This is a genomic window from Burkholderia sp. KJ006 (genome assembly GCF_000262695.1).
Classification (GTDB): Bacteria; Pseudomonadota; Gammaproteobacteria; order Burkholderiales; family Burkholderiaceae; genus Burkholderia; species Burkholderia vietnamiensis.
In genome coordinates, this window is the sequence record NC_017920.1 from 1,265,106 (window position 1) to 1,288,789 (window position 23,684).

Genomic DNA, 23,684 nt, shown 5'->3' on the forward strand with positions numbered 1-23,684 from the left:
GCCATGTCGGATAAACATCTGTCGAGCCAGTTCGACGCGGACCTGAACGCCGTGTCGTCGAAGGTGCTGGAAATGGGCGGACTCGTCGAGTCGCAGATCGTCGGCGCGATGTACGCGCTGAACGAATTCGACCGCGAGGCGGCGGAGAAGGTCGTCACGGCCGAGGAAACGCTGAACGCGATGGAAGTCGAGATCGACCAGGAGTGCGGCAACATCATCGCGCGGAGGCAGCCTGCCGCGCGCGATCTGCGTCTTCTGATGTCGATTTCGAAAACGATTACGAACCTCGAGCGCGCCGGCGACGAAGCCGAGAAGATCGCGAAGCGCGTGCGCCGCCTGATCGACGAGCCGGCCGCGCGCGCGGTCAACATCGCCGAGATCAAGGTGTCGGGCGAGATGGCCGTGACGATCCTGCGCCGGGCGCTCGACGCGTTCGCGCGCCTCGACACGGTGGCCGCCGCGCAGATCGTCAAGGACGACAAGGAGATCGACCTGGAATTCCGTGCGTTCGTGCGCAAGCTCGTGTCGTACATGCAGGAAGATCCGCGCACGATCTCGGTCGGCCTCGAGTACCTGTTCATCGCGAAGGCCATCGAGCGCATCGGCGATCACGCGAAGAACATCGCCGAGTTCATCATCTACATCGTGAAGGGTACCGACGTGCGGCATCAGCCGCGCGACACGCTCGATCGCGAAGCCAACAGTTAATCGACTCCGTATAGGAAGAACAGAGGTGCCGATGCCCAGCAACATTCTCGTCGTCGAAGATGAGCCCGCGATTTCCGAACTGATCTCGGTGAATCTCCAGCATGCCGGTCACTGCCCGATCCGCGCCTACAACGCGGAGCAGGCGCAGAACCTGATCAGCGACGTGCTGCCCGACCTCGTGCTGCTCGACTGGATGCTGCCGGGCAAATCGGGCATCGCGTTCGCGCGCGACCTGCGCAACAACGAGCGGACCAAGCACATCCCGATCATCATGCTGACCGCGCGCGGCGACGAGCAGGACAAGGTGCTCGGCCTCGAGATCGGCGCGGACGACTACGTGACGAAGCCGTTCTCGCCGAAGGAGCTGATGGCGCGCATCAAGGCCGTGCTGCGCCGCCGTGCGCCGCAGCTGACCGAGGACGTCGTGTCGATCAACGGGCTGCGGCTCGATCCGGCCACGCACCGGGTCGCCGCGCACGGCGACGGCAGCGAGATCAAGCTCGACCTCGGCCCGACCGAATTCCGCCTGCTGCATTTCTTCATGACGCATCCGGAGCGCGTGCACAGCCGCACGCAACTGCTCGACCAGGTGTGGGGCGATCACGTGTTCGTCGAGGAGCGCACCGTCGACGTGCACATCAAGCGCTTGCGCGCGGCCTTGAAACCGGCCGGCTGCGATGCGATGATCGAGACCGTTCGCGGCAGCGGCTACCGGCTCGCGAAGCACGCGTAACGTATCCGCACGTGCCGTGTGCCACGGCATGCCGTTCATTCATTCGGGCGCTGAAACATGAACATCATCTGGGCGCGCTTTCTCGTGTCGCTCATGCTGCTCGTGCTGATCAGCGTATTGGTCGGCGTGTTCGCCGGCCCGATTGCGGGCCTCGCGTTCGCGGTCGTGATGCTGGTTGCGCAGGGCTTCTTCAGTACGTTCCACACGCAACGCCTGTGGCGTCTGCTCGATGCGCCCGTCTATGGCGAGGTGCCGAGCGCGCCGGGCATCTGGGGCGAAATCTATTACCGGCTGCACAAGCTCGCGAAGCAGTGGCATGCGCAGGTGCGCCAGGTCGAGCAGCAGCATTCGCGCTTCATCCAGGCGATCCAGGCGTCGCCGAACGGCGTCGCGATGCTCGACGATCACGATCAGATCGAATGGTGCAACGCGATCGCCGAGGTGCACTTCGGCGTCGACGCGAAGCGCGACCTGCGCCAGCACATCACGAACCTCGTGCGCCATCCCGAGTTCGTCCGCTACCTGAACGGGCAGCATTACGACGAGACGCTCGTGATGCGCGGCATGGGCGAATCGCGGCAGAACGTGCTCGAAGTGCAGGTGTTTCCGTACGGCGAGAACCGCAAGCTGCTGCTCACGCAGGACATCACCGAGCTCGAGCGCACCGATGCGATGCGGCGCGACTTCGTCGCCAACGTGTCGCATGAGCTGAAGACGCCGCTGACGGTGTTGTCGGGCTTCCTCGAGACGATGCGCGAGCTGCCGCTGAACGAAGACGATCGCGCGCGTTATCTCGACTTGATGGAGCAGCAGGCGTCGCGGATGCGGCATATCGTGACCGATCTGCTGGTGCTCGCGAAGCTCGAGGGCGAAAGCCGGCCGCCGACGGATCACGCGGTCGACATGCGCGCGCTGTTCGATCATCTGAAGGAGGATGCGCAGACGTTGTCGAACGGGCACCACGACATCACGTTCTCGATCGACGAGACGCTCGGCGTGACCGGCGCGCAGACCGAAGTGTTCAGCGCGTTCGCGAATCTCGTCACCAATGCGATCCGCTATACGCCGGACGGCGGCAAGATCGCCGTGTCATGGCGGCGCGAGGGCGCGCAGGGCGTGTTTTCCGTCACCGACAGCGGCTTCGGCATTCCGGCGGCCGACCTGCCGCGACTGACCGAGCGCTTCTACCGCGTCGATCGCAGCCGCTCGCGCGACACGGGCGGCACGGGGCTCGGCCTCGCGATCGTCAAGCACGTGCTGCAGCGGCACGACTCGCACCTGTACGTGCAGAGCGAGGAAGGGCGCGGCAGCACGTTCACCGCGCGGTTCCCGGCGTCGCGCGTGATCGCGATCCGGCCCGCGGCGTTCGAGGCGTGAGCGTGTAACGCGCGCGCCGGGCGCTGCATCGGCGCGCGGCCCGGAATGAAAAAAGCACAACCCGCGGGTTGTGCTTTTTCGTTTGCTGCGCGGCGCGCGAGCGCGCGCACGGCGTCGCTACGAACAGAACTTCGCGAGCAGCCCGAGCTGCGCATTGCGGACCGTCTTGCCCGCGCGCCGGCGGCGGTAGTGGCCGTCGCTCTGCATCAGCCAGGCCGACTGGTTGTCGCCGAGGCAGACCGACAGCCCTTCGGCGATCACGCGGCGCTTGAGCTTGCGCGCGCGGATCGGGAACGCGACTTCGACGCGGCGGAACAGGTTGCGGTCCATCCAGTCGGCGCTCGACAGATAGACTTCCTCGGCGCCGCCCGCATGGAAATAGTAGATGCGGTGATGTTCGAGGAAGCGGCCGACGATCGAGCGCACCGTGATGTTCTCCGACAGCCCCGGCACGCCCGGCTTCAGTGCGCACACGCCGCGCACGATCAGGTCGACCTTGACGCCGGCCTGCGACGCTTCGTACAGCGCGGCGATCACCGACGGCTCGAGCAGCGCGTTCATCTTCGCGACGATGCGGGCGCGCTTGCCGGCGCGCGCGTTGTCGATCTCGGCGCGGATCGAATCGATGATGCGCGGATGCAGCGTGAACGGCGACTGCCACAGCTCGTGCAGCGTCAGCTCGCCGCCGATGCCGGTCAGCTGCTGGAACACGTGGTGCACGTCCTCGCAGATCTTCTGGTCGGCCGTCATCAGCCCGAAGTCGGTGTAGAGGCGCGCGGTGCGCGGATGATAGTTGCCGGTGCCGAGGTGGACATAGCGGCGCAGCGTCGCCTTGCCGCCTTCGACCACGCGCCGCACGATCAGCATCATCTTCGCGTGGCACTTGTGGCCGACCACGCCGTACACGACGTGCGCGCCGACCGCTTCGAGCTGCGACGCCCAGTTGATGTTGGTCTCCTCGTCGAAGCGCGCGAGCAGCTCGACGACGACCGTCACTTCCTTGCCGTTGCGCGCGGCTTCCATCAGTGCGTCCATCAGCGGCGAATCGGTGCCGGTGCGATAGATCGTCTGCTTGATCGCGACCACGCTCGGATCCTTCGCGGCCTGCTGCAGCAGCTCGAGCACCGGCTGGAAGCTCTCGTACGGATGGTGCAGCAGGATGTCGCCGGCGTCGATCGCGTCGAACATCGTCGGCGCGTTCGCGATTGCAGGCGGGATCGACGCGACGAACGGCGCGAATTTCAGGTCGGGACGGTCGACGAGATCGGGAATCTGCATCAGCCGCACGAGGTTCACCGAGCCTGCCACGCGGTAGCAGTCCTTGTCGCCGAGGCTGCTTTCGTCGAGCAGGCGGCGCACGATGTGCGCAGGCGTGTCGGCCGAGACTTCGAGGCGCACCGCGTTGCCGAGGTGACGCGCGGGCAGTTCGCCTTGCAGCGCGACGCGCAGGTTGGTGATTTCGTCTTCGTCGACGAACAGCTCGCTGTTGCGGGTGATGCGGAACTGGTTGCAGCTCTTCACGACGAGCTGCGGGAACAGTTCGCCGACGAAGCGTTGCATGAACGAGCTGAGCAGCACGAAGCCGTGCTCGAAGCCCGACAGCGACTGCGGCATGCGCACCACGCGCGGCAGCGCGCGCGGCGCCTGCACGATGCCCATCACCGCCTGCCGGCCGAACGCGTCGCGGCCTTCGAGCTCGACCACGAAGTTCAGGCTCTTGTTCAGCACGCGCGGGAACGGATGCGCGGGGTCGAGGCCGATCGGCGTGAGCACCGGCAGCAGTTCGTCGAGAAAGTAGCCGCGCGCCCATTCGAGCTGCGCGTCGTTCCAGGTGTCGCTCGCGTGGAAGTAGATGCCTTCCTGTTCGAGCGCGGGCAGCACGGTTTCGTGCAGCATCGTGTACTGGCGATGGACGAGCCGCTGCGCGCGCTCGACGACGAGATCGTAAGCGTGTTGCAGCGACATGCCGTCGGGCGTCAGCGCACCGGGATTGTCGCGGATCTGTTCCTGCAGGCCCGCCATCCGCACCTCGAAGAATTCGTCGAGGTTGCTGCTGGTGATGCAGATGAAGCGCAGGCGCTCGAGCAGCGGCACTTGCGGGTCGGCGGCCTGGGCCAGCACACGCTCGTTGAAACCGAGGATGCCGAGTTCACGATTGAGTAGCGGGTAGCGAGCGGACATCGGCAGAGTAACGGATGATTCGGGCGATGATTCGAAAGGACGCTCGGAAACTCTCACGGTAGGATGACGTGCTGATGACGTTGGTTTATTGGTATCGGGAAATTCTACGCCGGAACCCGTTTCGTCTCATAAATGTTTCGGATATATGGAATCTACCTGTTTACATGCCCGTGAAGCGTGGCAATGGCAAGGGTTCCACGCTTAAAATGACGCCTTTGACAGTCGTCCAGCGGGCCTGACCGGTTGCGGTTGCCGCGGGCGTACGCGCACGGAGCCCCTTCTGATGGTTACATCCCCCCACTTGCTGGCGGCCGTCGATCTCGGCTCGAACAGCTTCCGGCTCATCGTCGGGCGCGTCGAGGAAACGTCGGCGGGCAGCCAGATCTATCCTGTCGATGCGTTGCGCGAGCCCGTTCGACTGGCCGCGGGGCTGTCGAGCGACAAGATGCTCGACCGTGCGTCGCAGGAGCGTGGCTGGGACGCGCTCAAACGGTTCGGCGAGCGCCTGCGCGATTTCCATCCCGATCATGTGCGCGCGGTGGCGACCAATACGTTGCGGGTCGCGAAGAATGCGGGCGAATTCCTCGGCGAGGCCGAGGCGGCGCTCGGGTTTCCGATCGAAGTGATCGCCGGTCGCGAAGAGGCGCGGCTGATCTACGCAGGCGCTGCGCATTCGGTGCCGGCGAGCGCGGGCAAGCGGCTCGTGGTCGACATCGGCGGCGGCTCGACCGAGTTCATCATCGGCTCGCACTACACGCCGCTCGTGATGGAGAGCCTTTATATCGGCTGCGTGAGCCACAGCCGCACGTTCTTTCCGGCCGGCAACGTCGACGAATACACGATGCGACAGGCCGAGCTCGCGGCCAAGCGCGAGATCCAGATCATTTCCAGCGAGTACAAGAAGGCCGGATGGGACCAGGCGATCGGGTCGTCCGGTACCGCGCGTGCGCTCGCCGAGCTCGTCGAGGCGAACGGCTTCAACGATGCGGGCATCACGCACGGCATTTCGCGCGGCGGGCTCGAGCGCCTGAAGCGCGCGCTGATCAAGTCGGAGAACGTGAACCGGTTGAAGCTGATCGCGCTGAAGCCCGATCGCGTGCCGGTGCTCGCCGGCGGCCTCGCGATCATGCTGGCCGTGTTCGAGGAGCTGGGCGTCGACTATGTCGATACGACCGACGGCGCGCTGCGTCTCGGCGTGCTGTACGACCTGCTCGGCCGCACGCAGCACGAGGACATGCGCGCGGTGACCGTCGAGGGCTTCACGCGCCGCTACGGCGTCGATCGTGCGCAGGCCGGGCGGATCGCCGCGCTGGCCGTGCGGTTCTACGACGAACTCGAGGAAGGCGACGACGAGGCGCGCGAAGAAGGCCGGACGTTTCTGGGCTGGGCCGCTGCGCTGCACGAGATCGGGCTGTCGATCTCGCACAGTTCGTACCACAAGCATTCGGCCTATATCGCGAGCAATGCGGACATGCCGGGCTTTTCGCGTACCGATCAGGCGCGCCTTGCCGCGCTCGTGCTCGGGCATGCGGGCAAGCTCGGCAAGCTGTCGCAGGCGCGCGATGTCGAGTGGCCGCTGCTGTTCTGCCTGCGGCTCGCCGCGCTGCTGTGCCGACGCCGCACGGATGCGGGGCTGCCGGACATTTCCGTGTCGCAGATGAAGAAGGGCGGGTATGAAGTGCGCCTGCCGGGCGCATGGGTCGAGCAAAACCCGCTGACCGACTACAGCCTCAGCCAGGAAGCGGCCGAGTGGGAGAAGGTCGGTATTCCGTATCGCGTCGTCTATACCGGCGCTTGATGCGTTCGGCGTTCGGCGTTCGGCGTTCGCGCGTGGGCGGGCGGCGCGTTTGCGCGCGCCCGGATTCTGCGCGACTCGCTCAGTCAGAGCACACGATCGCGGTCAGGAACGGAAACGCCTGCTTGACGGTGGCGTCGCTGCCTGCATTGCGCACGGCCGTCTCGACGGCGCTCTTCGTGCCGTGCACGACGACGCCATAGGCCCATTCGCCGATCGGCGTGCCGGTGCCCGAGCGGAAGATCGGGTCGTTCGCCTGGTAGCCGAGCACGACGTAGACGCCGAAGCCATAGGCGGTCAACGGATGGCTCGTACGGAACGCGTTCACCGAATTCGGTTCGACGTGCATCGGCTGCGACTCGATGTCGCCCGCGGCGAGCAGCGGCGCGACGAACTTGTGGCCGTTCGAATGACAGTCGAGCGCGGCGTCGATCGATTTGCCGGGTGCGGCGTTGCACGATGCGGCGAACGCGAGCAGCGCGCCGAAGAGGGCGGTTTTGAAAATTGGGTCGTTCATGCGCGGTTGCGAGTTTGATCACGGATATTATCGCGTGGTGTCGCAAGATTCGTGCGTGGGCTGGCGCCGGTGAAAACCGGTCGCTACTGCGCAAAAAGAAAAAGGGGTTACACGCTTTTGGCATGTAACCCCTTGATTCCTTTGGTCGGAGCGATAGGATTCGAACCTACGACCCTCTGATCCCAAATCAGATGCGCTACCAGGCTGCGCTACGCTCCGACGAGCCAAAGATTCTAGCGTCTAATGGGTCGCTGGGTCAATCCCGTTATCCACATGCCGCGTTCGACCACGAACGCCCACCGATTGGCGACAATACCAACGATGACCGTCCGCCGCGCACACGTACGGCCGGACGGTTCGCCGACACATGGAGAGACACGATGATGAATCTGATCCTGTGGCGTCACGCCGAGGCCGAGGACTACGCGGCCAACGATCTGGCGAGACAACTGACCACCCGCGGCCGCAAGGAAGCGCAGGCGATGGCCAAATGGCTGCGCGGCCGGCTCGAATCGAGCAGCGTGATCCTCGCGAGCCCGGCGGCGCGCACGGTGCAGACGGTCGAGGCGCTCACCGACCAGTACCGGACCGTCGATGCGCTCGCCCCGGGCGGCAGCGTGGACGACGTGCTGGCCGCCGCAGGCTGGCCCGACGGCATCGCACCGACGGTCGTGATCGTCGGCCACCAGCCGACGCTCGGCTGCGTCGCCGCCGAACTGATCGCGCGCAACGGCGACAGCTGGAGCGTCAAGAAGGGCGGCATCGTGTGGCTCGCGAGCCGCACCCGCGACGGCAACCATCAGGCCGTGCTGCGCGCCGTACTGACGCCGGAGCTTGTCTGAAGCGGTTTTCGTGCCATTGATCATACGGTTGCGTAAGCTTTCTGCTAAAGTCAATTCGGCGACACGTCATTGAAAGGACACGGTCGTGCCACAGAACGGTAACGACCGGTTACTACATTGGCTGGCATGTCGTCCTATTCCTTACGACCAGGAAAGCCTAATGCGAGAACTGCCGACGCCTACGCTCCCCTTCGCCTCGCTGCCCCTCGATACAGCGCGGCGCCACCTGCCGCGCGCCGCTGAAACCGTCACATCCGAGTACCGTCTGCGGGCCGCCTGGGCGCGCACGGAAGACGAACTGCGCGAGGCGCAGCGTCTGCGCTACACCGTATTCGCCGAGGAGATGGGCGCGCAGGTCAGCGGCCCGTCCGGTCTCGACGTCGATCCTTTCGACGCCTACTGCGACCACCTGCTGGTCCGCGATCTCGATACGCTGAAAGTTGTCGGCACGTATCGCGTGCTGCCGCCGCACCAGGCGGCCCGCGTCGGCCGGTTGTACGCCGAGGGCGAATTCGACCTGTCGCGGCTGACGCACCTGCGCGGCAAGATGGTCGAGGTCGGCCGCTCGTGCGTGCACAGCGACTACCGTAGCGGCGCGGTGATCATGGCGTTGTGGGGCGGTCTCGGCGCCTACATGATGCAGAACGGCTATGAGACGATGCTGGGCTGCGCGAGCGTGTCGATGGCCGACGGCGGCCACTATGCGGCCAACCTGTATCAGTCGCTGCCCGCACACTCGCTGACCGCGCCCGAGTACCGCGCCTTCCCGCACACCGCGCTGCCGGTCGACGAGCTGCAGACGGGCACCGTCGTCGCGCCGCCGCCGCTCATCAAGGGCTATCTGCGCCTCGGCGCGAAGATCTGCGGCGCACCGGCCTGGGATCCCGACTTCAACTGCGCCGACTTCCTGACGCTGTTCCGCCTGTCGGACATCAACGCGCGCTACGCCCGGCACTTCCTGGGCTGAGCACTGCCGCTTGCCTGCGCGTCGCGCCCGACGCGCACGCGCAAGCGAACGCAAACGAACGCCCTCACGCGCCGATGCGCCGCGTGATGGCGTTCGCTTTTCGCGGCACGCACCGGCCGCTCCAGCGTGCGCATGTCCGCACGTTGGATGCGCCGCTCACGCGGCGGACCCGACGACGCAGCGGCGTGCGCTAATGCTTGCGCCGCCAGTCGAGCAGATGGTGTTCCGCCATCCAGTGATGGATCATCCCTTCGCCACCGTGGGTGCGCTTGTATTCGCGCGACTCGAAGTAGGACAGCGCGACGAGCACCATCACACCGATGAACAGGCCGATCAGGCCGGCGATCTCTTCAGACATCATGGCAGCCTCCTTTCAACGGCACAGCGCCATGTTTGCATGGTAGGACATGTGCGCGACGACTCCCAAACCGGAATTCGGCTAGACTCGGCCCGGTTCCGGCGCGCGATGGGCGCGCCGTTTTTCGGAGCCTTCCCGATGACCCGTTTGATGCTGTTCGTGCTGGCCGTGTCGATTCTTGCCGGTTGTGCCGGCGATCCTCGCGAGGCACGCCGCGGCCACCCGCCGCAGGATCCAGCCGACTACCACGGCGTGCCGACCGACATGACGCCGCCGTCGATGCTCGATGCGTCGCCGGCGCCCGCGGGCGCTGCGGCGCAATAGCCGCTGCCCGAGGCGCTCAGGCGCCGGCCGCCGGCCCGTCGGCGCCGATGCGCCGCACGAGCGCCGGCAGATGGCGTGCGAGTGTCGCGCCACGCGCGGCCATGAACAGCAGCAGTGCGAACCACAGTCCGTGGTTGCCGAACGGGCCGACGGCGACGAGCGTCGCAGCGATGAAGACCGCGAGCGATGCCACCATCGCGCGCATCAGCGACTGCGTCTGGGTTGCGCCGATGAACACGCCGTCGAGCAGAAAGCCCCACACGGAAACGATCGGCGAGACGGCTGCCCAGGGCAAATAACGCAGCGCGACGGCGCGGATGTCGGGCTGGTCGGTCAGCCGCGCGACGATCCAGCCGCCGGCTGCCCAATAGACGAGCGCGAACAGCAGCGCACCCAGCGCCGACCACAGCAGCGTGACGCGCACGGCCTGCCGGAACGTCGCGCGATCGCGTGCGCCGGCGGCGGCGCCGACGAGCGCTTCGGCCGCGCGAGCGAAGCCGTCGAGCCCATACGCCATGAAGGTTTGGAAATTCAGCAGCAGCGCGTTTGCGGCGAGCGTCGCGTCGCCCTGTTGCGCCCCGAGATGCGCGAACCAGCCGAACGCGCCCAGCAGGCACAGCGTGCGCAGGAAGATGTCGCGATTGAGCGCGATCAGCCGCGTGAGCGCTATGCGATCCACCAGCGCATGCGCCGCGAGCGGCCCGAGGCCGCGCGGCCGCAGCCGCCACAGCATCCACGCGCCGAGCGCGAAGCCGCACGCGTCCGCGGTGGCCGTTGCGGCGCCGATTCCGGCAATGCCCCAGCCGAAGCCGTACACGTAAAGCAGCACGGCGCCGATGTTCACCGCGTTGATGAACACCTGCGCGACGAGGGCGAGCCGCACGCGCTGCACGCCGAGCAGGTAGCCGAGCACGACGTAGTTCGCCAGCGCGAACGGAGCGCTCCAGATGCGTGCGCGGCTGTAGGCGAGTGCCGTCGCACGCACCGCGTCGCTGCCGCCGAGCGCGGTCAGCGCGAACGACAGCAGCGGCACCTGCAAGGCGAGCACGGCGGCGCCGAGCGCGAACGCGACGATGAGCGCGCGCAGCACGCTCAGGCGGATGCCGGCTGCGTCGCGGGCGCCGTGCGCCTGCGCGACGAGGCCGGTCGTGCCCATCCGCAGGAAGCCGAAGCCCCAGAACACGAAGTTGAAGACGAGGCCGCCGAGCGCGACGCCGCCGAGATACTGCGCGCCGTCGAGATGGCCGGCCACGGCCGTGTCGACCGCGCCGAGCAGCGGCTGGGTCAGGTTGGCGAGGACGATCGGGAACGCGAGCGCGAGGACGCGCCGGTGCGAGACGGCGGCCGATGCGGTGTCGGCCGCGTGCGGTAAGGCGGATTCGGACATCGCGAACGCGTCAGGCGCGTTCCTGCACGCACACCCACGGCGACACGACTACCGCCCACAGCTCCGGATCGCGTGCCGCGTAGTCGGAAGCGGTTGGTGCCGGCATGCGCGCGACGAGGCCGGCCGACAGCCAGCGCGTGACTTGCTCGGCGTCGTCGCTGGCGATCGCTTCCGCGACGCTGACGAGATCGAGATCGCGCGCGACCGACAGCAGCTTGCCTTGTGCGAAGAAGCGCTCGAGATCGCACCAGTCGATCTTGGCGGTTTCACCCAGGAGTTTGGCGTAGAGCGGGCTATGCGACGCGCCCGCGGCGGTTTCGTGTTGGGAGGACATCGGTGTTCGGGAGAAAGGCTGCGTGGCGCCACTATAAACCATCCGGGCTATCGGGCGACCGGCTGGCCGTCGCGGCACGGCCGTGCTGCTGGCGTGCGTTGCATGGCGAGGGATGCGCGAGCGTGTCGTCGCCAACATCGCCGGGGTTCGGCGGCGCGATGAACGCCTTCACGATGTCGGTAGCTGTCCCGCCCTGGGGCACGCCGACCATGACCGCGGGCCGATGCGGTAACCGCCGGTCGCGATTGCTTCGTCGTCGCGGCCGACGAAGTGCACGGCGCGCACGGAGCCGTTCGCGCGACGGTTAGAAACCTTCCTCAGTTCGCCGAGCGCGGTGCGTGTCACGTTGCCGTGGGATGTTTGTTGAGTCGGCGCGAGCCGTCCGCCGTCGCTCACGCGGCAATCGCGGCGCGGCTGGAACCCTCGTGCTGAAGCGGCTGAGCGGCCTTTTTGGGCGGTCGGCTGCACGCGGTATCGCGGGTCGCGTCGAGGTCTGCCGAAGCAACCGTCGGCGCGCTTACATCATTGATTCACGCGACCGAAACCACAATGGCGACTGTGGATAGGGAATGTTCGGACTCGTGCGACGGGGCAGTTCAGTGCACGATTTCTCAATGACGCATAAGATCACGACAAAACAGTGATGTGACCATGGATTTGCTTCTGATTGCTACGGGGTTCAGCCTGTTCGGAATCGGCGCGCTGGTGATGTTTGCGAGCCGTGTCGATCCGTTGTCCGGCCGTTTCATCGGTCGTCTGCGCAAGCGCTGACACAACCTTTCGGATTGCCCTCGCGACGACATGCGATGCATGCCGGCATCTCATGTCGTCCGTCGGCGGCCCGCGCGTTCAGCGCGCGGGCAGGTAGCGTGCGGGGTCGATCGAGCGGCCGCCGTAACGCAGTTCGAAATGCAGCGCGACGCGATCGCTGTCGCTGCTGCCCATCTCGGCGATCGTCTGCCCCTGTGTGACCGACTGGCCTTCCTTCACGAGCAGCGCGCGGTTGTGCGCGTAGGCCGTCAGGTAATCGGCGTTGTGCTTCAGGATGATCAGATTGCCGTAGCCGCGCAAGCCGTTGCCCGCATAGACGACCGTGCCGGTGGCGGCCGCCTGCACCGGCGTACCGGCCGAATTCGCGATGTCGATCCCCTTGGATTTCGATCCGTCGAACGTGCGCACCACATTGCCGGCTGCCGGCCAGATCAGCGCGATGCTGGAAGCCGGTTTGACGTTCGATTCGACCGGCGCGGATGGCGCGGGGCGGCTGCGCGGCGCGCTACCGGTGCTGGTGCCGGAGGTGGACGCGGTCGTCGTGCCGGGCGGCGGCGCGACGCGCAGTACCTGGCCGACTTCGATCGCATCGGGATTCGTGATCTGGTTCCAGCGCACGATGTTTGCCAGCGACGTGCGGTTGTCGCGGGCGATCTTGTAGAGCGTGTCGCCGCGCTCGACGCGGTAGTAGCCGGGGCCGACGGGCGCGGAGCCGCACGCGACGAGCAGCGCCGCACAGGCGGCAGCGAAGAGCCGCTTCGTTGTTGTTCCGAACATTGAACCTCGCAAAACGCTGCCGCGCGCGGCGCGGCAGGCAATCCAAAACGTCCGATTTTAACGGGTTCGATCGGCCCGCCGCAGTTTCTGGCCGTAGTCGGCCGGCATGGCCGGCCCGGCGCCGGCGATGTCAGCCGGCGTGCGGCAGCACGCGAATGCGCAGCGTGGCCGTTTCGGTCGCGCCCGGCGCGAGCATGCGCAGCCCGAGACCGTTGTGAATTGCGTCCGGCAGGCCGAGCCACGGCTCGACGCAGTAGAAGTCGGATTCCGGCTTCTCGGTCCACGTCGTGACCGCATACCACGGGATCGAGCCCGGGATGTCAAGCGCGATCTCGATCGTGCGGCCGCGCCCCGGCATCACGATCCGTACCGGCGCGGACGGCGCGCCATCGTCGAGACAGTGGAAGCGGTCGAGGATCTCCGGATCTCCGAGGCTGTAGGACGATTGGCCCGGCTCCGCCGCGCCGATCGAGCCGTCGGCCAGCTGCATGCGGCGCTGCGTCGGCGGCAGCTCGAGCGTGGTCTGCGCGCGTTCGTCGTGCGGCAGCGCGAAATAGAAGTGGTGGCCTGCGTAGTACGGCAGCGGTGTGGCGCCGCGGTTCGTCGTGGTCAGCGCGACGTCGAGCGTGTGGGCATCGACGAGACGGTAGCTCGCTTCGAAGCGGAAATCGAACGGGTAGCTGTCGTGCAGCGCGTCGGTTGCATCGAGCGACATCGCGAGCGCGGCGCCGTCCGGCGACGCGTGTGCCGCGAACGGCAGGTCGCGCGCGAAACCGTGCATCGGCAGGTCGCGGACCACGCCGGCGGCGTCGCGCCAGCGGCCGAGTTCGCCGTCGACGCGATGCCGGCCGAGGAACGGGAACAACAGCGGATTGCCGCCGCGCACGCGCGCGAGGTTGGTCCAGTCCGCGGTTTCCGGCCAGAAGATGATCGGCTCGCCGTCGACGTACCACGACAGCAGGCGACCGCCGAATTGCGGAGCGACCCGAACGAGCGACGGGCCGGTGTGAAGTTCATGGATGTCGTGCTGCTGGAAGATCGGCATGGCAAGTCGGGATGAACGGGTGAGGGGATGCGCGAGCGCGCTCCATTATCGGGCAGCGACGCGGTCGGGGAAAACCCTTCTCGGGAAATCGCGACTTTTTAACACCGTCGACGGTCGGGATAATGCATTTAAACCGGTGATGTTGCCGGGTCATGACACTTCGAGGAGGCGCCATGGATCTGGCAATGGCAATGGGAATCGCACTGTTCGGCATGTTCACCGGCAGCACGGTACTGTTCTTTTATCAGCTCGGCCGCTGACGACAGGATTCTGTCCGATTCGAAAGGCCCGCCATGCAAATGGCGGGCCTTTTGCTTTCTGTGCGCTTACATGTTGCAAGCGTTTGTGTGCATCGCCGCAATTAGCGGTCAAATGCCCTTGGCGCAGTAATCATGGCTCGGCATAATCGGGGCGCGTTTTTCGGATGACGCGGTGCGTCGTCCGTCTTCCTACCGATTGTTCACCTTTAAAAGGACCGACGCGTGAGTCTCTGGTTTCTGGTATTCCTGAGCGTCCTGCAGGGCGTCACCGAACTGTTCCCCGTCAGCAGCCTCGGCCACACGCTGCTCGTGCCGGCGCTGTTCGGCATGCATATCGACAAGCACGCGCCGCAGTTGCTGCCATTTCTCGTCGCGCTGCATCTGGGTACGGCGCTCGCGCTGCTGTGGTACTTCCGTGAGCGCTGGATTGCGCTGATCGGCGGTTTCTTCGCGCAGCTCGGCGGCCGCAAGAACGATGACGGGCACATGATGTGGGCGCTGATCATCGGCACGATCCCGACCGGCATCGTCGGGTTGCTGCTCGAGAAGCGCATCGAGCGCGTGTTCCACGACCTGCGGATCGTTGCGATCGCACTGATCGTCAACGGCGTGCTGCTGTGGATCGGCGATCGGATTCAGCGCAGCCGCGCGCATCAGCCGCCGGAGAAGATGACGTTCAAGCAGGCGTTCCTCGTGGGCCTCGCGCAGATCGGCGCGCTGATCCCGGGCTTCTCGCGCAGCGGGCTGACGATGATCGCCGGCAATGTGGCCGGGTTGACTGCGGAGAAGGCCGCGGAGTTTTCGTTCCTGCTCGGTACGCCGATCATTTTTGCCGCGGGCGTGCTCGAGTTGCCGAAGCTGTTTCATGCTCGCGACCAACTCGCCGATGCACTGCTCGGCGGCGTGTTGACGGCGATTGCCGCGTATCTGAGCGTGCGGTTCCTGATGCGTTATTTCGAAGGGCGCGGGCGGTTGGCGTCGTTCGGGCTTTACTGTGTGATCGCCGGGGCGTTCTGTCTCGGGTGGTTCATGCTGCATCCGCAACCGGTTTGATGGTTGCTGCACCGGTCTGGCGTGATGTGTCGCGATGATCGGGTATAATTTCGGGCTCGGCTTCATGCCGGGCCCGTTTCGTTTCGGGGCTTCGAGTGGGTGGTTCTGGTATGGCTCGAAGCGCCTGTGCGTTGCATGCGGCCTGGGTTGTGTTTGTGTCGCCGTGTCTTTTCTCTCGACCGCCCTTAGCTCAGTTGGATAGAGCAACGGCCTTCTAAGCCGTAGGTCACACGTTCGAATCGTGTAGGGCGGGCCAGTCAAATCAAGCACTTGCGAAAATCCCCCTTGAGTCAATGCCGTCGAGCCGTAGACCATGTAACCATGGTGTAACCGGATTTGGTCAATGTGAGATAGCCGCGTTGCTACTTCGGCGAAGCAAAGCCAAGAATCACCCAGGCGACCGCTTTTGCCTGCGCCTCACGATACGGGAGGGAGGTGTCCATACCATTTCTCGAAAGAGTTGGGACCTCCACGAAACGTGAGATGGTTCGGCCTGTCGCCGATTGAGTTTGAGCGACGCCATGCGCTAAACGGCTTGCGATTGTCGATGAAGCTCCGGCCGGGCCAGTTTGAACGCGCGAAGGCCGCTGCCACCAGATCGCTCGAGCATCTCTCCCGATGCGCTGTACCGGCTGGGTACATGGCACGACTTGACGGTCACGGCACGGACCGAAAAGAGCTCGGCGCGTCCCCCGCGCCATCGCGCTCCACTGCACGCATGTCCGGACGCGCATGCGCATGTGCTCGCCGATATTCGATCGGGGTCTTGTCGAAGTGCTGGCGAAACAGGCGCGCGAGATGCTCGCCGCTGCCGAGCCCGCAACGCCGAGCGATCGAGTCTGCCGGGAGCGCGGTGAAGGCGAGCATCGCACACGCGCGTGCCAGCCTGACACGCATCAAATAGGCGCTGGGTGCCATGCCGATCTCGCTTGTAAAGTGACGCAGCAGGGTGCGCTCGCTCATCGCGACGAGATCGGCGGCCTGTCGAACCTTGACGGGCTTGTCGAAGTTGCACGCGATCCACTTGGCCACACGCTGCATTTTCTCGGACATGGGCCGCTCGTTCAGCGGAATTTTCATGGCGGCGCGGTTGATTGAACCGTCATTGAAGTCGAGGTCGTCAATCAGCGGCTGGCCTCGCCCTGCATCGACGCGAACCTGTACTTTGTTATCGGAATCGTCTTTCGCGAGGCAGTTCTCGGCCTGAAACGTCGAGCGCCGCATGTCCGAAGAGAATGGCATCGAGAATATCGTCCTGTTGTTGTCGAGCGGGTATTGTCGACGCCCGTTCGGACATACGGTGTCTTGATGTCGCATGAGGTCATGCATCCCCGGCACGGTCGTGATGATCGTTGCATGCACATCGAAGTTCACGCCGCCGCAGAAGTGAATCCGTCATCGGGACACCAATTGTCGGAACCGCACGGCACACTCGCTTCCGGTGCGAGTTCGTTTGCGTGAATATCCGATTCCGCATGCGCTGGCACCGGCCTGAATCTGCGCCCGATGGGTCCGCTCGAGCACGTGCTGTGTCACCTGAAGGGCTTGCTTCGCGCGAAGCGTGGAGGCGAGGCGCTCAAGAATGGCCATCGCTGGTCGATATACCGTGATCGACTCTTTGCGAGCAACGCTTACCCATCATGTCCGATCTCGATCGCGAAATCATGCGCGCGCTTCCCGACGCGGCAACGCACGACGACTACATCAGCACCCCCGATATCCACCGCTGGCTGTCGCGGACCGCGCTCGACACGCCAACCGTCAGGACGATCAACCGGCGCCTCGCGAAGCTCGAGCGCGACGGGCTCGTCGAGGTGCTCGAACGCGGCACCGCGCTGGTGTGGCGCAAGAAGGCGGGCGCGAGCGGCATGGCCGCCAAGGCTGGCTCGATGATGACGTTCGACGAAGCGCTCGCGCTGCAGACGTTGCGGCGCTTTTCGTCGCGCCAGATTCCGGAACTGGTGGCCGAATCGCTGTCGTCGATGTTCGACGTCGCGGAGGCACGGCTGCAGCGGACGAGCAATGAAACCGAGCGGCGCTATTCGCGCTGGGCGAGCAAGGTCGCGGTCGAAAGCGGCGGCTTCTCGCTGCATTACCCGGTAATCGACCGGGAACTGTTCGGCATCGTGTCACGCGCACTCTTTGAAGAGCGCAAGCTCGAAATCGTCTATCGCCCGCGTCACAACACCGACAACGACCGGGCCAGGATCATTCTGCCGCTCGGGTTCGTGGAGGTTGGCGGGCTCGTCTACCTGGTCGGCGGTACGCCGGGCAAGACCGAACCGACGATGTACCGCATGGACCGTTTCACGCGTGCCAGCGCGCTGCTCGAAACGTTTGACTATCCGCCGACCTTTTCGCTCGATGCCTATGTGAAGCAACAGCGTCGCTTCGACTTCATGGTCGAGAAGGAGGTGATGCTCAAGCTCAAGTTCCTCAATGGTGCCGGCGAGCATCTGCTCGAAGCGCCGATGTCGAAGGATCAGGCGCATACCCGCGACGGCGACGCACTTTTCGTCAAGGGCACCGTGCTATTGAGCCAGCGCTTGCGATGGTGGTTGCGCTCGTTCGGGCCGAACGTCGAGGTGCTTGCGCCCGCCGGCTTGCGTGCCGAGTTCGTGCGAGAGGCGAATGAGCTTGCACGCATGTACGGCAAGCCGGCGGGTGCAAGCCGCGCCGATGCAGCGGGGCGGCCGGAATGACCGCCTGACGTGCGCAGGCATTCGCCGCAGGAGTAAAAGCAATCGGGCGGCGGTGCGGCGTTCCGTCCGCGACCACCGCGCGACGCCGTTCATGCCATGTCCAGATCGTGCGAGATCAAGCGCATCAGCGTGCGTCGCACCGGCGGCTGCGGCTGCGGCTGCGGCTGCGGCTGCCGCTGCGGCGCGGCACAGGCCGCGATCAACCGGCCGAGCCTTGCAAGTGCCGCGGCCGGCGGCAATGCCCCGGCGGCGACCCAGTGACCGACGCGCTCGGCCGGCATCTGCTCCGAAGCGCCGATCAGAAGAGCGAGCTCCGTGCCGCAGGCCGCGAGCGATTGCCTGAGCGCATAGTTTGCACCGATGCCGTTCCAGCAGAACTGCCCGCGCGCTGCCGGCGCCGGCCTGACGACGTGGACCACGATATCCGCGCCGGGCGCCCGTCGATCGGTCGCGAGCTCCCACGCGATAGCCCGATCCAGTGTGGGCAGTGCGTTGATCCACGACTGGACGACGCAGGCATCGAATCCCCACGGGCGCAATGCGATACGCAGCATTGCGGAATCGTTGCGGAGGCAACGAGATGATCGTGCCAGGTCGGCGCGCTCGTGGCTCGCCGGTTTCGTCATGCGGGTATTCACGTGTGCATCTCCTGTTCCTGATTCTGATGGACAGTGTGCAACGTGCTTGAGACATACCCTGTCGCGAATCACGCAATCGCTTTCCGTTCGGTTGGATATGGGGCTGTCGGCGAGAGGCGGCATGGGTTCGCTGACGGCCCGTCACCCGGACCCTTCGGAAATTCCGTGCGCCAACGTCCGCTTAAAAACCTCATCCGCCTCACCCCGGCAACGAAATCACGAACCGCGCGCCGCCCAACGGCGAATCCTCGAGCCACACCTCACCCCCATGCACGCGCGCCACGCGCCGCACGATCGCGAGCCCGAGTCCGAACCCGCCGGTCTGCCGGTCGCGGCTCGAATCGAGCCGCTGAAACGGTTCGAACACGCGCGCGATCGGCCACTGGAATGCCCGGCCCGTCGTCGTCGACGCTCAGCACCAACGCGCCCGACGCATCGCTCGCCGCCGACAGCAGCACCGTACGCGACGCGTAGCGCGCGCCGTTGCGGATCAAGTTCAACAGCGCCCGCGCGACGAGTTTCGGATTGCATACGTGCGAGGCGGGCGCCCCCGTGGTCGACACGCCGAGCATGATGCCGCGATCGGCGACATCGTTCGCGACGCTGCCGGCGACGCTGTCGATCAGCGCATCGACGGCCACCTCCATCGGCTCCAGTTCGCTCGCGCCCTGTTCGAGCCGTCCGATCGTCAGCAACTCGGTCACGAGCTCGTCGAGTTCGCGCACGTCGCGTCGCAGCGCGTCGCAACGTGTCTGCATCCGGCTGCTGTCGTCGGCGTCGGCGAGCAGCGCGAGTCCGAATTCCAGGCGAGCGAGCGGCGTCTTCAGCTCGTGCGAAATCGCATGCATCATTTCGCGCTGCTGCTTGATCGACGCTTCGATCCGTTCCGCCATGTCGTTGAACTGCACTGACAGCTCATAGATGTTCGACCGTGCGGACAATCGCACGCGCGTCGACAGCTCGCCCGCACCGAACGCGTGTGCGGCAGTCTGCAGCTTGCGCAGGTCGCGCCAGTGATGCGACGTCCACAGCGCAACGGCGAACAGTGCGGCGAGCGCGATCATCCCGTTTGCATAGATCTTGACGTCGAGCATGGCCGGCTGAATCGGACGAGCATGCAGCACCGAACCATCGGCGAGCGGCATGTAGTAGTTCCTGCGGTCGTAGCTGATCGCAATCCGGCCGGCGTCCAGATCGCGCAGCGGCGCGTCGGACAATTGCGCGCGTGCGTCGGCCATCGTCAGGAAACCGAATCGCTCGTTGCCGTGCTGGCCGAGTTCGCTGAGCGCGAGCGTACGCTTCGCACCCGGATGGCGTTCGAGGTAATCGTTGAGCACGAACGCATACGTGGTCAGCGTATCGCGCTGCGCCTGCGCAACGCGCTCGTAGAAAATCTTGTCGAACGACCATTGAACGAATACGACCGCCGCGGCACAGCTGACGATCACGATCAGGTACAGCTTGATCAACGGGCGCAGCATTCACTCGTCCCATGCGGAAGGGCTGAACAGATAACCGCGGCCCCAGATCGTCTTGATCCGTTGCGGTTCGGACGAATCGTCCTCGAAGCGTCGGCGCAGCTTCGAGATGCCCGCGTCGACCGACCGGTCGATGCCATCGAACTCGATGCCACGCAACTGCTTCAGTATCGCGTCGCGACTCAGTACGGTACCGGCTGCGCGTGCGAGGATCAGCAGCAGGTTGAACTCGGTGGTCTTCAGGTCGACGAGCTCGCCGCGCCACGCGACCGTGCGGTTCGGCGGAGAAATCGTCAGCTAGCCGAACTGCGGAACCTGCACGGGCGCAGCGTCATCCGTCCGCGGTTCCGCAGGCTGCGCACGGCGCAGCAGCGCGCGAGCGCGGGCCACCAGCACACGCGGCTCGATCGGTTTCGTCACGTAGTCGTCGGCACCGGTTTCGAGGCCCGCGACCTGATCGTAGACATCCGCACGCGCCGTGAGAATCAGCATGGGCACGTTGGTGAACGCACGAATGCGCCGGCACACTTCCATCCCGTCGAGATTCGGCAGCATCAGGTCGAGTATCACGAGCGCCGGCCGGTGTTCGCGCACGGCGGCGATCGTGAGATCGCCGCGGCGCACGACCGTCACCGAGAATTCGTAGCCGTCGAGATATTCGCGCACGAGCTCGGCGAGGTGGTCGTCGTCCTCGATCAGCAGTACGCGGTATTTGAGCGGATGGTCGTTCATGGTCTCCTCGAAATGCGCGCCTTCTCTTTCACGCCAATGCGGGCGTGGCGCGGCACGCGAATTCTATCTGGCGTTGTAGCGGCCCGCGAGGCCTCACGACAATCGGGAACACTCGAACACAATTGAGCACACATTTTCCGCAGATTGCGGACAGTCGTGCCGCGCGGGCGCTCCTAGACTTCGGGCTCCGTCACTCTCGTTCCGATATCGTGCGTCCCTCCATTCGTTCGTTGCGCTATTGCATGCCGCTTGCCGGCCTCACGCTTGCCTCCGCCGTCCACGCCGAAAACCAGTACGCGATATCGCTCGGCGGTGGCTTCGCGCCGCGCTATCAGGGCAGCAATCAGTACCGCGCCATCGTCGCGCCGTCCTTTTCCGCGATGTTCGGCAACGGCTTCTTCGTCGACAGCAGCGCCGGCGCCGGCTATCGCCTCGCGCTGCCGAACGGCGCGTTCGTGTCGGCCGCGCTGGGCTACGACGCGGGTCGCACCGACGACGATCGCTTCGGTCGTGCGGGCTCCGATCATCTGAAGGGAATGGGCAGGGTGCCGGGCTCGGTGCTGTTCGCGATGCACGCAGGCGTGAAGCTGCCGGACGGCGGCGAGCTGAGCCTTGCGATCGATGCGCCGGTCACGCATGGGTCGCGCGGCTTGTCCGGCCATGTCGATCTCGCGGTGCCCGTGTTCGAGCGCGGACGGCACGCGCTGGTCGCGACGGCCAGCGTGCATGCCGGCACGGGGCGCTATATGCAGACCTTCTACGGTGTGACCGATGCGCAGTCGCGGGCGAGCGGGCTCGGCCCGTATTCGACGAGCGGCGGCGTGGACAGCGCGACGCTGTCGCTCACGTGGAACTGGGACCTGTCGCGGCATTGGGCAGTGCGCGCGACGGGCGGCTTCACGCGCCTGCTGGGCCGCTACGGCGACAGCCCCATCGTGCAGACGCGCAGCAACTACTACGGGATGGCCGGCGCGACCTACCGGTTCTGACCGAACCGCAAGCGACGCCTGCACTGCACGATTTGCCTGCGGTAACATCGGCGCGAAGCCGGCACACTGGCCGGCCGCAACAAGGAGAAGCGGATGAACAAGACGATCACGATGCTGGCCGCGCTCGTTGCGAGTGCAACCATTGCCGGCTGCGCGGATACGGCCACACAGCATCGCAACGCCACCGCCGGCGGCGCGGTGCCGATCGCCGTGCCATCGGGCGCCGCGAACGCATGCAAAGCTGACGCGATGCCCGACGACGCGCTGATCGGCAAGACCGAAGTCGATGCGGCCGCGCTGCTCGACGGCTGCCTGTGGCGCGTGCTCGAACGCGACGGCCGCTCTCTGCCGGGCACGATGGATTACCGCGCGGTGCGGCGCGATCTTGGCGTGGGCGACGGGAAGGTGATCTGGGTCCGGCGCGGATGACGGACGGCGCGCGCGCGGCGCAGCCGTAGCGCGCCGGCCCGCTGCGCTACTTCGAGATGTACCAGAGCGCGTCGGCGCTCGCGCGCGAATCCTGCGTAGCCGCAGCCGGGGCTTGCGGCGCGGCGGCCGGCGGCGTGTTCGACGTGACGGCAGTCGGCCACGTCGCGGGTGTGTTCGACGCGGTCGACACCGCGGGATTGTTCGCGCTGCTGCCGGTCGATGCCGAACCCGACGTGCCCGGCGTGTTCAGATACCACAGCGCGTCGGTGGAAGCCGTCCGCGCGGTCGGCGCCTTTGCCGGCTGTTTCGTTGCCGGCGCCGCGCCCGGGCGCGTCGTTGCCGCGCTTGCCTGCGCAGTCGTCGCGCCGCCGCCACGTTGCGCGCGCGCCTCGAACGGCCCGAGCTGGAAGATCAACGTTTGCGCGGAACGCGTCACGACGGCATACGGAAACTGCAGTTCCCACGACATCAGGACGCGCCCCGACGAAGTCTCCGTGAAGATCGCCGGCACGTGCTTCATGTCGCTGAACTGCACGTAGATGCGTGCGCCGTCGTCGAACACCTGGGTCGGCTTGGCCTGGTCGGCGCCCGTGACGGTCCAGCCGAAGTTGTACGTGCCGGCCGGCCCGGCGGGGCCGCCCTGCGAAGCAGGCGGAGCGGCCGGCGCGAGCGTGCGCGTGCGCGCGACCGGCGGCGCCGACACGCTCAGGCTCGCGAACGGATTGTACGGCTGCACCTGTTGCGGCGGCGTAAAGGAAGGGGGCAGGATGGGCATGGGAGTATCGGGCGAATCCGGCAGGGTCCGGATTGCATCATAGACCTTGCGGGCATACGCGAGGCGCTTGTCGGGCGACGCGGAGTTGTACGCGCCGATCGCGTTCCAGTTCGCGCCGAGCTGACGGATGTTCTGCGACAGGATCCACGCGCCGACGTACGCGTTGGTGCAGGCGTCGAACAGGCTTTCGCGCGTGATCCCTTCGCGCGCGAGCGTCGGCAGCCACGTGCTGTTGATCTGCATCAGGCCGATGTCGACCGTGCCGTTCGTGTTCGTGTTCACCGCGTTCGGATTCATCCCGGACTCCACCTGCGCGATGCCGCGCAGCAGGCTCACGCTCACCTTCTGGAACGTGGCGGCGTCGTCGAGGCAGTCCGCGTGCGCAAGCGTGGGCAGCGCGCACGACAGGGCGAGCGCCGCGGCGAGCGTCGGCATGGCGTGGCTGATCGAACGGTTGGTCTGACGCGGCATGACAGGATGGGGCGGAATCCGGCCGCCCGGTGCAAGGAAAT

Annotated in this window: 21 protein-coding genes, 2 tRNA genes and 2 pseudogenes; 12 read left to right on the forward strand and 13 right to left on the reverse strand. The window is 65.9% G+C overall.

Annotation, left to right across the window (positions count from 1 at the left end; translation table 11 throughout):
• Window positions 1-3: 3 nt before the first annotated feature.
• Genes phoU through phoR form a run of 3 tightly spaced genes read left to right on the forward strand, consistent with a single transcriptional unit; the run spans window position 4 to window position 2,818 of the window.
• A complete protein-coding gene (gene phoU / locus MYA_RS05775; RefSeq protein WP_011884287.1) occupies window positions 4-708 on the forward strand; it encodes a phosphate signaling complex protein PhoU in 705 nt (234 codons plus the stop codon).
• A 31-nt stretch (window positions 709-739) separates the two neighbouring features.
• Window positions 740-1,441 (forward strand): phosphate regulon transcriptional regulator PhoB, encoded by a 702-nt coding sequence (gene phoB, locus MYA_RS05780; protein WP_006750313.1) that lies wholly within the window; start codon window positions 740-742, stop codon window positions 1,439-1,441.
• A gap of 57 nt (window positions 1,442-1,498) precedes the next feature.
• Window positions 1,499-2,818: a phosphate regulon sensor histidine kinase PhoR gene (gene phoR, locus MYA_RS05785; protein ID WP_011884288.1), complete on the forward strand. Its 1,320-nt coding sequence runs from the start codon at window positions 1,499-1,501 to the stop codon at window positions 2,816-2,818.
• Between the two features lie 117 nt (window positions 2,819-2,935).
• Here the strand turns inward: phoR and ppk1 are convergent, their stop codons facing one another.
• Window positions 2,936-4,999 (reverse strand): polyphosphate kinase 1, encoded by a 2,064-nt coding sequence (gene ppk1, locus MYA_RS05790; RefSeq protein ID WP_011884289.1) that lies wholly within the window; start codon window positions 4,997-4,999, stop codon window positions 2,936-2,938.
• Between the two features lie 283 nt (window positions 5,000-5,282).
• Between ppk1 and ppx the strand changes: the two genes are divergently transcribed.
• Window positions 5,283-6,797 (forward strand): exopolyphosphatase, encoded by a 1,515-nt coding sequence (ppx, locus tag MYA_RS05795; protein WP_011884290.1) that lies wholly within the window; start codon window positions 5,283-5,285, stop codon window positions 6,795-6,797.
• A gap of 79 nt (window positions 6,798-6,876) precedes the next feature.
• On the opposite strand, the gene MYA_RS05800 is transcribed toward ppx, so the two are convergent.
• Together MYA_RS05800 and MYA_RS05805 are read right to left on the reverse strand one after the other, a co-directional pair.
• A complete protein-coding gene (locus MYA_RS05800) occupies window positions 6,877-7,311 on the reverse strand; it encodes a hypothetical protein (protein WP_011884291.1) in 435 nt (144 codons plus the stop codon).
• A gap of 142 nt (window positions 7,312-7,453) precedes the next feature.
• A tRNA-Pro gene (locus MYA_RS05805) sits at window positions 7,454-7,530 on the reverse strand.
• A 161-nt stretch (window positions 7,531-7,691) separates the two neighbouring features.
• On the opposite strand from MYA_RS05805, the gene sixA reads away from it, so the two are divergent.
• Both sixA and MYA_RS05815 read left to right on the forward strand, forming a co-directional pair.
• A complete protein-coding gene (gene sixA / locus MYA_RS05810; RefSeq protein ID WP_011884302.1) occupies window positions 7,692-8,153 on the forward strand; it encodes a phosphohistidine phosphatase SixA in 462 nt (153 codons plus the stop codon).
• Window positions 8,154-8,313: 160 nt separating this feature from the next.
• Window positions 8,314-9,120 carry a GNAT family N-acetyltransferase gene (locus MYA_RS05815; protein WP_011884303.1) on the forward strand — a complete coding sequence of 269 codons (807 nt, stop codon included), beginning with the start codon at window positions 8,314-8,316 and terminating at the stop codon, window positions 9,118-9,120.
• 190 nt (window positions 9,121-9,310) lie between these two features.
• On the opposite strand, the gene MYA_RS31905 is transcribed toward MYA_RS05815, so the two are convergent.
• Window positions 9,311-9,481, reverse strand: coding sequence for a hypothetical protein (locus MYA_RS31905; protein WP_014722818.1), 171 nt, complete (start codon window positions 9,479-9,481; stop codon window positions 9,311-9,313).
• A gap of 135 nt (window positions 9,482-9,616) precedes the next feature.
• Between MYA_RS31905 and MYA_RS05820 the strand changes: the two genes are divergently transcribed.
• Complete coding sequence (locus MYA_RS05820; protein WP_034193330.1) at window positions 9,617-9,802, forward strand: hypothetical protein; 186 nt, start codon at window positions 9,617-9,619, stop codon at window positions 9,800-9,802.
• A gap of 16 nt (window positions 9,803-9,818) precedes the next feature.
• Here the strand turns inward: MYA_RS05820 and MYA_RS05825 are convergent, their stop codons facing one another.
• The 4 genes from MYA_RS05825 to MYA_RS05840 form a co-directional block, all read right to left on the reverse strand.
• Window positions 9,819-11,189 carry an MATE family efflux transporter gene (locus MYA_RS05825; protein WP_014722820.1) on the reverse strand — a complete coding sequence of 457 codons (1,371 nt, stop codon included), beginning with the start codon at window positions 11,187-11,189 and terminating at the stop codon, window positions 9,819-9,821.
• A gap of 10 nt (window positions 11,190-11,199) precedes the next feature.
• On the reverse strand, window positions 11,200-11,523 hold the full coding sequence (locus MYA_RS05830) for a DUF2288 domain-containing protein (protein WP_034193252.1): 324 nt from the start codon (window positions 11,521-11,523) through the stop codon (window positions 11,200-11,202).
• An 849-nt stretch (window positions 11,524-12,372) separates the two neighbouring features.
• Entirely contained in the window at window positions 12,373-13,071 is a 699-nt protein-coding gene (locus tag MYA_RS05835; RefSeq protein ID WP_014722823.1) for a peptidoglycan DD-metalloendopeptidase family protein, read from the reverse strand.
• 130 nt (window positions 13,072-13,201) lie between these two features.
• Window positions 13,202-14,116 carry an aldose epimerase family protein gene (locus MYA_RS05840; RefSeq protein WP_014722824.1) on the reverse strand — a complete coding sequence of 305 codons (915 nt, stop codon included), beginning with the start codon at window positions 14,114-14,116 and terminating at the stop codon, window positions 13,202-13,204.
• Window positions 14,117-14,598: 482 nt separating this feature from the next.
• On the opposite strand from MYA_RS05840, the gene MYA_RS05845 reads away from it, so the two are divergent.
• Both MYA_RS05845 and MYA_RS05850 read left to right on the forward strand, forming a co-directional pair.
• Window positions 14,599-15,429: an undecaprenyl-diphosphate phosphatase gene (locus tag MYA_RS05845; protein ID WP_011884310.1), complete on the forward strand. Its 831-nt coding sequence runs from the start codon at window positions 14,599-14,601 to the stop codon at window positions 15,427-15,429.
• 179 nt (window positions 15,430-15,608) lie between these two features.
• A tRNA-Arg gene (locus MYA_RS05850) sits at window positions 15,609-15,685 on the forward strand.
• Between the two features lie 401 nt (window positions 15,686-16,086).
• On the opposite strand, the gene MYA_RS05855 is transcribed toward MYA_RS05850, so the two are convergent.
• Window positions 16,087-16,803, reverse strand: coding sequence for a helix-turn-helix domain-containing protein (locus tag MYA_RS05855; RefSeq protein WP_014722825.1), 717 nt, complete (start codon window positions 16,801-16,803; stop codon window positions 16,087-16,089).
• Between the two features lie 266 nt (window positions 16,804-17,069).
• On the opposite strand from MYA_RS05855, the gene MYA_RS05860 reads away from it, so the two are divergent.
• On the forward strand, window positions 17,070-18,131 hold the full coding sequence (locus tag MYA_RS05860; RefSeq protein ID WP_014722826.1) for a helix-turn-helix transcriptional regulator: 1,062 nt from the start codon (window positions 17,070-17,072) through the stop codon (window positions 18,129-18,131).
• Between the two features lie 89 nt (window positions 18,132-18,220).
• Here MYA_RS05860 and MYA_RS05865 read toward each other — a convergent pair whose 3' ends face one another.
• The 3 genes and pseudogenes from MYA_RS05865 to MYA_RS05875 form a co-directional block, all read right to left on the reverse strand.
• Window positions 18,221-18,769, reverse strand: coding sequence for a hypothetical protein (locus MYA_RS05865; RefSeq protein ID WP_233432741.1), 549 nt, complete (start codon window positions 18,767-18,769; stop codon window positions 18,221-18,223).
• Window positions 18,770-18,968: 199 nt separating this feature from the next.
• A pseudogene (locus tag MYA_RS05870) lies at window positions 18,969-20,250 on the reverse strand (ATP-binding protein).
• Window positions 20,251-20,979, reverse strand: a pseudogene (locus MYA_RS05875) (response regulator).
• A 242-nt stretch (window positions 20,980-21,221) separates the two neighbouring features.
• Here MYA_RS05875 and MYA_RS05880 point away from each other — a divergent pair.
• On the forward strand, window positions 21,222-21,968 hold the full coding sequence (locus tag MYA_RS05880; protein ID WP_014722828.1) for a MipA/OmpV family protein: 747 nt from the start codon (window positions 21,222-21,224) through the stop codon (window positions 21,966-21,968).
• Between the two features lie 93 nt (window positions 21,969-22,061).
• Window positions 22,062-22,397 carry a hypothetical protein gene (locus MYA_RS05885; protein ID WP_014722829.1) on the forward strand — a complete coding sequence of 112 codons (336 nt, stop codon included), beginning with the start codon at window positions 22,062-22,064 and terminating at the stop codon, window positions 22,395-22,397.
• A 46-nt stretch (window positions 22,398-22,443) separates the two neighbouring features.
• Here MYA_RS05885 and MYA_RS05890 read toward each other — a convergent pair whose 3' ends face one another.
• Window positions 22,444-23,643: a lytic transglycosylase domain-containing protein gene (locus MYA_RS05890; RefSeq protein ID WP_014722830.1), complete on the reverse strand. Its 1,200-nt coding sequence runs from the start codon at window positions 23,641-23,643 to the stop codon at window positions 22,444-22,446.
• Window positions 23,644-23,684: the final 41 nt, after the last annotated feature.

Coding starts and splice junctions, on each gene's coding strand:
- phoU (WP_011884287.1), top strand. CDS start 4: ATGTCGGATAAACATCTGTCGAGCCAGTTCGACGCGGACCTGAACGCC.
- phoB (WP_006750313.1), top strand. CDS start 740: ATGCCCAGCAACATTCTCGTCGTCGAAGATGAGCCCGCGATTTCCGAA.
- phoR (WP_011884288.1), top strand. CDS start 1,499: ATGAACATCATCTGGGCGCGCTTTCTCGTGTCGCTCATGCTGCTCGTG.
- ppk1 (WP_011884289.1), bottom strand. CDS start 4,999: ATGTCCGCTCGCTACCCGCTACTCAATCGTGAACTCGGCATCCTCGGT.
- ppx (WP_011884290.1), top strand. CDS start 5,283: ATGGTTACATCCCCCCACTTGCTGGCGGCCGTCGATCTCGGCTCGAAC.
- MYA_RS05800 (WP_011884291.1), bottom strand. CDS start 7,311: ATGAACGACCCAATTTTCAAAACCGCCCTCTTCGGCGCGCTGCTCGCG.
- sixA (WP_011884302.1), top strand. CDS start 7,692: ATGATGAATCTGATCCTGTGGCGTCACGCCGAGGCCGAGGACTACGCG.
- MYA_RS05815 (WP_011884303.1), top strand. CDS start 8,314: ATGCGAGAACTGCCGACGCCTACGCTCCCCTTCGCCTCGCTGCCCCTC.
- MYA_RS31905 (WP_014722818.1), bottom strand. CDS start 9,481: ATGATGTCTGAAGAGATCGCCGGCCTGATCGGCCTGTTCATCGGTGTG.
- MYA_RS05820 (WP_034193330.1), top strand. CDS start 9,617: ATGACCCGTTTGATGCTGTTCGTGCTGGCCGTGTCGATTCTTGCCGGT.
- MYA_RS05825 (WP_014722820.1), bottom strand. CDS start 11,189: ATGTCCGAATCCGCCTTACCGCACGCGGCCGACACCGCATCGGCCGCC.
- MYA_RS05830 (WP_034193252.1), bottom strand. CDS start 11,523: ATGTCCTCCCAACACGAAACCGCCGCGGGCGCGTCGCATAGCCCGCTC.
- MYA_RS05835 (WP_014722823.1), bottom strand. CDS start 13,071: ATGTTCGGAACAACAACGAAGCGGCTCTTCGCTGCCGCCTGTGCGGCG.
- MYA_RS05840 (WP_014722824.1), bottom strand. CDS start 14,116: ATGCCGATCTTCCAGCAGCACGACATCCATGAACTTCACACCGGCCCG.
- MYA_RS05860 (WP_014722826.1), top strand. CDS start 17,070: ATGTCCGATCTCGATCGCGAAATCATGCGCGCGCTTCCCGACGCGGCA.
- MYA_RS05880 (WP_014722828.1), top strand. CDS start 21,222: ATGCCGCTTGCCGGCCTCACGCTTGCCTCCGCCGTCCACGCCGAAAAC.
- MYA_RS05885 (WP_014722829.1), top strand. CDS start 22,062: ATGAACAAGACGATCACGATGCTGGCCGCGCTCGTTGCGAGTGCAACC.
- MYA_RS05890 (WP_014722830.1), bottom strand. CDS start 23,643: ATGCCGCGTCAGACCAACCGTTCGATCAGCCACGCCATGCCGACGCTC.